5 protein-coding genes are annotated in these 6610 nt (G+C 34.7%); 4 read left to right on the forward strand and 1 reads right to left on the reverse strand.

The genetic code is table 11. The features are described from left to right. Positions 1 to 122: 122 nt before the first annotated feature. The 4 genes from surE (at position 123) to Q0W25_RS04260 (ending at position 5919) form a co-directional block, all read left to right on the forward strand. On the forward strand, positions 123 to 938 hold the full coding sequence (gene surE / locus Q0W25_RS04245; RefSeq protein WP_298519326.1) for a 5'/3'-nucleotidase SurE: 816 nt from the start codon (positions 123 to 125) through the stop codon (positions 936 to 938). 112 nt (positions 939 to 1050) lie between these two features. Further along, positions 1051 to 2469, forward strand: coding sequence for a hypothetical protein (locus Q0W25_RS04250; protein WP_298519328.1), 1419 nt, complete (start codon positions 1051 to 1053; stop codon positions 2467 to 2469). Between the two features lie 185 nt (positions 2470 to 2654). Continuing rightward, the gene (locus Q0W25_RS04255; protein ID WP_298519331.1) at positions 2655 to 3590 is read left to right on the forward strand and encodes a 3-hydroxyacyl-CoA dehydrogenase; all 936 of its coding nucleotides are present in this window, start codon (positions 2655 to 2657) and stop codon (positions 3588 to 3590) included. A gap of 328 nt (positions 3591 to 3918) precedes the next feature. Then, positions 3919 to 5919: a hypothetical protein gene (locus tag Q0W25_RS04260; protein ID WP_298519334.1), complete on the forward strand. Its 2001-nt coding sequence runs from the start codon at positions 3919 to 3921 to the stop codon at positions 5917 to 5919. Between the two features lie 265 nt (positions 5920 to 6184). Here the strand turns inward: Q0W25_RS04260 and Q0W25_RS04265 are convergent. Next, positions 6185 to 6610: GNAT family N-acetyltransferase (locus Q0W25_RS04265; RefSeq protein ID WP_298519337.1), on the reverse strand; the 426-nt coding region annotated here is incomplete at its 5' end.

Consider the following 6610-nt stretch of genomic DNA (forward strand, 5'->3'; position numbering starts at 1 on the left):
ATTGTGAAGTTTAGATTACATTAAATCCTAGGGTTTTTTTGTAACTTCTTTTTTAAGAAAGACTTTTTTAAATGAAAGGAATAAAATATTAATTATATTAACACTTTAAGGTTTTGGACATTATGAAGATTTTAATATCAAATGATGATGGGGTTTTTTCACCGGGGATATTGGCAGCAAGGCAGGCGGTTGAAGATTTGGCTGATGTGACAGTTGTTGCACCTGATGAAAATAACAGCAGTGTAGGGCGCCGAATGTCATTATTCAAACATTTGAAATTGCTTTCCTGTGAACTTGAAGACGGAAGCGAAGCATATTCAGTTTCAGGCAGCCCTGCAGATGCCGTGATAGTAGGTGCAAATTATGTAATGGATGAAAAGCCTGACCTGGTCATAACTGGAATAAATCAGGGAGTCAACATAAGCTGCGATATAACATCATCCGGTACAGTTTGCGCCGCTTTTGAGGCGGTCAGTTTAGGCATTCCCGCAATTGCCGCTTCCCTATTCATTGATCCCAAAACTTCATATAAGCAGGATGAAAAAGGTGAATGGTATCTGGAATATGACTTCGATTTGGCAAAGCAGGTTTTGCATGACCTTGTATTGAAGATTATTAATGAAGGATTTCCTGAAGGTGTCGATTTGTTTAATTTGAATGTGCCGACAAATTATGACTCAGAAGAGGTAAAAATCACCCATCTGTCACATAAGATGCTGGATAAGATGGTAATTGACAATACTCATGAGGAAAAATCAGAGATTTTTAACTATCCTCTGGATGAAGGTCAAAACAGTGATGATTTGGTAATGATTACATCAAATCTGGTTCAGGAATATGAAGAAAACAGTGACGGACATGCTTTATTTGTCGAAAAAAGACCTAGTCTTACTCCACTTACTGTCAACATGACCTACAAAGATTTGAAAGACTGGTAAATATGTTATACCTTATTTAAAATTAGCAATGGTTACTATTTAGTTCAATAATATGATTTAATAGGATTGGGTAATTGTGAATCGGAATAATTTATTTGTACTTGTTTGTTTATTGATAATATTTATTTGTTGCATCGGCAATGCCAGTGCTAATTCTGGCGATGCAATCAATGAAATAAATTCAAGTGACTGTGGAGGATATGATTCATTGGAAGTCCAAAACGATACTGATTTGAAATATCAAAATGATGATTGTGCAATAGATAAATCAGAATCAAATGGCACTAACATATCAATCACATCAGATGAGTCCAATCAGTTATTAACTGATGAAAATAATGGAGAGATACTGTCTTTTGATGATTTGCAGCAAATGATTAATGATGCTGAAACAGGTTCAATATTGAGATTGACAAACAGTTTTAAATATTCCGGGTCTATAGGAGGACAAGGTATTGTCATTTCAAAAAGCCTAACAATTATAGGAAAGAATAACTGTTCCATTGATGGAGTTGGCAAATCAAGAATCTTTAAAATAGGTTCCGATTGCAAGGTCACAATTGCAGATGTCACATTTAAAAACGGATACTGCAGGGGCATTGTCTCCAAAAGCCAGGATGGTGCTGCAATAAACGCTTTAAAAGGTTCATCCCTTATTGTTAGAAACTGTATTTTCATGAACAACAAGGTTTACAATGCCAATGGTGCAGCCATTTATGGAAACGAAAACACAATGATTAAAATCATGAATTCCAAGTTTATAGGAAATGAGGCGATTCGCTCAAGCAATGTGGCATTTAACAAATTCAAAAGGGGAATCGGCTCAGCAGTATATGTTAATATAGGTTCAATCCTAAGGACTGACAATTCCATTTACCAAAAGAATGCAGCATATGCGAGCACTATTTATGTGGCAAGCTATGAAAACAGTAAGTATTCTTTAAGCACTGCAATGATTAACAATTGCAGATTCTATTATAATACTGCTAAGATACACAGCATTTTCTATCTGGACAAATTTTCAAAAGGGTCTGTAGGGGCTACTGTATTCAAAGGTAACAGGGTTTATGATTCAGGTTCAATATTGAAATTGGATGCATCAAAATCATTTGTAGTCCAGAATTCCAAATTTGTAAAGAATACTGCTGTAAGTGGAATAATTTACCTCGGAGAATTTAAGGACAGCAAGCTTGGATATGGCACATCCACCGTTAAGGTAACCACATGCAGTTTCTATTATAATAAGGCATATTGTGGTGGATCTATATTTTCCCAATCCGGAAGCCTCAATGTTATAAGCACATTTTTCCTTGGAAATGCAGCCACAAAAAACGGTGGGGCTATTGCCACAAACAATAATGGTGCGCTCAAATTGTACAATTGCAACTTCAGAAGCAATCGCGCAATGTATGGAGGAGCCATCTATTCTTTCATTAAAGGTGCCACAGCTACAAAATGTTATTTCATCAACAATTTAGCTTCACGTGCTGGTCCTGATATATATGGAACGGTCACTAATATTTCTTCTTAAATTAATTCAGTTGGTAATCTTATTTAAGATTCGCCATTTGAATAGAAATTTTACTTATTTCATTGGATAATTTTTAGATTTCTTTAAAAAATATTAAATATTTTAAATGATAAATTATTATATATGAAATTATATTTAGTTTTTTTAATTTTTTGTATAATATAATTTATATTTTGGTGATAAAAATGGATATCAAAAAAGTTGTAGTAGCGGGCGGAGGAGTCCTAGGTAGTCAAATTGCTTATCAATCTGCATTCTGCGGATTCGATGTAACAGTCTGGTTAAGAAGTGACGGTTCAATCGAAAGGGCAAAACCTAAATTCGAAAGACTCTTAAACATATATCTAGGTTCACTTGAACAGATGAAAACAGATAAATCCGCTTATTGCAGAGGATTCAGCAAAACACCTGACCTTAGTGATGATGAGATAGATGCATTGAAAGAACAAGCTCAAAAAGCATTTGACAGCTTGACCTTAACCACAAGCTATGAAGAAGCAGCAGATGATGCGGACCTTGTAATTGAAGCAATTGCAGAAGATCCTGAACAAAAAATTGCATTTTATGAAGAATTGGCTAAATATCTTTCTGAAAAAACAGTTGTCGTTACAAACTCATCCACTTTGCTTCCAAGCCAGTTTGCAGAACACACTGGAAGACCTGAAAAATATTTGGCATTCCACTTCGCAAACAACATTTGGGCTCAAAACACTGCTGAAGTCATGCCACACCATGGAACTGAACAGGAATACTTCGATACAATTGTTCAGTTTGCTGAAGACATAAACATGGTTCCTATTAAGGTATTGAAAGAACAGCCGGGTTATGTACTTAATTCTCTCCTTGTTCCATTCCTGTCTGCCGGACAGGCCTTATGGGCTGAAGAGGTCGCGGACCCAGAAACAATCGATTTGACTTGGAGGCTTGCTACAGGAGCGCCTAATGGTCCTTTCCAGATTTTGGATGTTGTAGGTCTTGTAACTGCATATAATATTGTTATTATGGACCCTAGATCTCAAGACCCTGAGACAACTCAAGGTAAGATTGCAGGAAAACTCAAAGAAAAAATAGATGCTGGCGAAACTGGTATCAATGCAGGTAAAGGATTCTACGAATATTAATTTTAAAAATAACGGCGAAGTTATTTTTTCAAGGGGCCTTGATTTGCATGATTTCTGTTATAAATATGTTGAAACTGTTAATATGAAGGCCAATATACATGACACGGGATCATGTTTAACACAGTCAGATTTTGATTAAAGTAGATGATTTTTTCATCTACATTCTATTTTTAATATTTCAACCGAAAACATTCAGTTCAAACATTTTTAATTCATTGAATATGAATCAGATATATCTTTCAACCATGGGAAATTCTTCTTTTATAATTGAATATATGCTCTTTTTTTATAGATAATTATATATTGTCATAGTATAATATTCTATATCATGTATAAAAGGAGTTTATTTATCATTTGTTTGTTCATTTGTTTATTTTCCATAGCTGGTGTGAGTGCCGGCGATGTCGATGCCAATGTAACAGCAAGTGACGGGACGGATATTCGAGGAGAATTAAGTATTCCTGCTGATGAAGCGCTAAATGATGATTTTTCATCAACAGATGATGCATCTGGCGATGAGGTGCCCTTAAAAGCTAATCCAAAGACATTTACAGATTTAAATGAAACAATCAATGGGAACAGTAATTCAGAGATTCATTTATATGACGATTATTGCTATAATATAGATGTGGATAAGGATTATGTGGAGAGGGGATATGAAAGAGAGAGTTTCTTTGATACACTAATCCAATATGGTATTGTAATCAATAGGCCGCTTACTATATATGGTCATGGTCATACTATTTGCGGAAGTGACGGAATTGGTCATGCCCGTGGTATTTTTAAGGTTTATTCAGATAATGTCACCTTTCACGACATCAATTTTGAGAAACGTAGCGGTATGAAAATGGGTGGTGCTATATACGCAAAAAATAACATCATAGTCGATAATTGCACCTTCAGTCAGAACCAAGCACATAAGGGAGGTGGAGTATATGTCGAAGGCACTGCCACTATTTCAAATTGCGAATTCATTAACTGTGTCGTTTTAAATGGAAATTCAGGTGCAGTATATGCCAACAATGGAAATATTTCAAACTGCAGATTTTTAGGCAACGGCGTTAAATACATTTCTTATAACGAACCATTTTTCGCCGGTGCAGTATATCTTGGTACTGGTTCGGTTGACAACTGTTATTTTGAAGGTAATTATGTTCAAAAGGATACTGGTGGCGCATTATATATTGGAAGTTTGGGTAAAGTTTCCAATTGTACCTTCAAAGGCAATTATGCAAATAAAGGGGGTGCCATTTATGCTGACGGGGACGTCATCATTTCAGATTCCAAATTCATAGATAATCATGCAGATGAAGAAGACAGATACAGTGGTAAAGACAATGGATACGGTGGTGCTTTAGCCCTTAACGGGGCAACTGTTGTAAACTGCAGTTTTACAGGTAACTATGCCCACAACAGGGGAACCATAAGCATGGAAAACGGTTCGATTATAAACTGCAGCTTTGCCAATAACAGAGCCACAGAAGTCGGCAGCGGTGCAATATATATTGGAACTAACGCAAATATTGAAAATTGTAATTTCACAAACAACAGTGCTGAAAGACGTGGTGGCGCCATAGCCATCGGATCAGCCAGTAATCCTTCTGAAAGCTGGAGCACCAATATCATAAATTGCATATTTACAAACAACATGGCAACATTAAATGGGGGAGCCATATTCGGAGGTACTGCAATAAACTGTTCCTTCAAGGGCAATACTGCAAAAGGGGGTTATTCAACTTATGAAACCAAAATCTCTCCTTATGCAAACAGAATTGTTGCAGCTGCAGTTTCTGCGGTCTATAACATAAACAAATATCTTGAGATTACATTAAAGGACAATAAAGGTGAAGCGGTTAAGAATTATAAATTGAATGTTGTAATCAACGGCAAATCCTATGTTTATACAACAAACAGTTTGGGTAAGGTAAAGATTTCAACCAAAACATGGTCTCCAAAAGTATACCAGATATCCATTTCAACAAGTGAGAAAAATACCCACTATCTCACTGTAGAAACAAAGAATACAAGGGTTCTTGTTAATAAGGCAGTTCCTAAATTGACTGCATCTGCCAAAACATATTACCTTAAGGACAAGACCAAAAAGTATGTTGCAGTCTTGAAAACAAATACAAATCAGTTTTTAAAGAATGCAAAAGTTACTGTAAACGTTGGTGGAAAAACTTACTCTATCAAAACCAATGCCAAAGGTCAGGCAATATTTTCACTTAACCAATTAAACAAAAAAGGCAGTTTTAAGGCAATAATCAAATTTGCAGGAAATGGCTATTATACTGCCATTAACAAAAGCGTCTATATTAGAGTCAAGTAGATTTCAAATCTACTTCTTTTCTTTTTTTTGAATGCTTCAAACGAAAACATTCAATTCAAACAAAATACGAAAATTGTCAATTTTTAAAATTATTATAATTTTGAAACATATAATTTAATCAAAAATTGCTATATTTAAATTAAATATTGATTAAAAAACTATAAAATAAAAGAGGAAGTAATTAATTATTTGGAAATGATACATTATTTTTTAATATAAAAATAATCACATCTACATAGTCACCATTGTTTACAAGAATTTCGCATCATTCGAATTTCTTTTTCATGCAGATGACCGAATCATCATTTTTGAATTGTCCGAATTTGTCTATAAGTTCATAATTTAACTTTTCGTATAGTTTTATTGCAGCATGATTGTTCTTACCGGTAACTATATAGGAATATTTGAAATTGTCTTTGATTGCCAATTTTTCCAATTGTATAATTATGTTATGGGCAATTCCCATTCTGCGATATTCCTTTTTTACAAAAACTCTTTTAAATTCAACGGATTCATTATCGAAGGACCTATAACTGGCACAAGCAATTGCAATATTATTATCAAATGCCAATATGACAACATGGGGATCTTTAAACTCATTATAATTTTCATATTTTGATAATTCATCACCGATACGTTCATAATATCCTCTGTCCAGTTCATCTACAAGCTTCAGAAACCTTTCATCCTT

This window comes from uncultured Methanobrevibacter sp., from assembly GCF_947166415.1.
GTDB lineage: Archaea > Methanobacteriota > Methanobacteria > Methanobacteriales > Methanobacteriaceae > Methanocatella.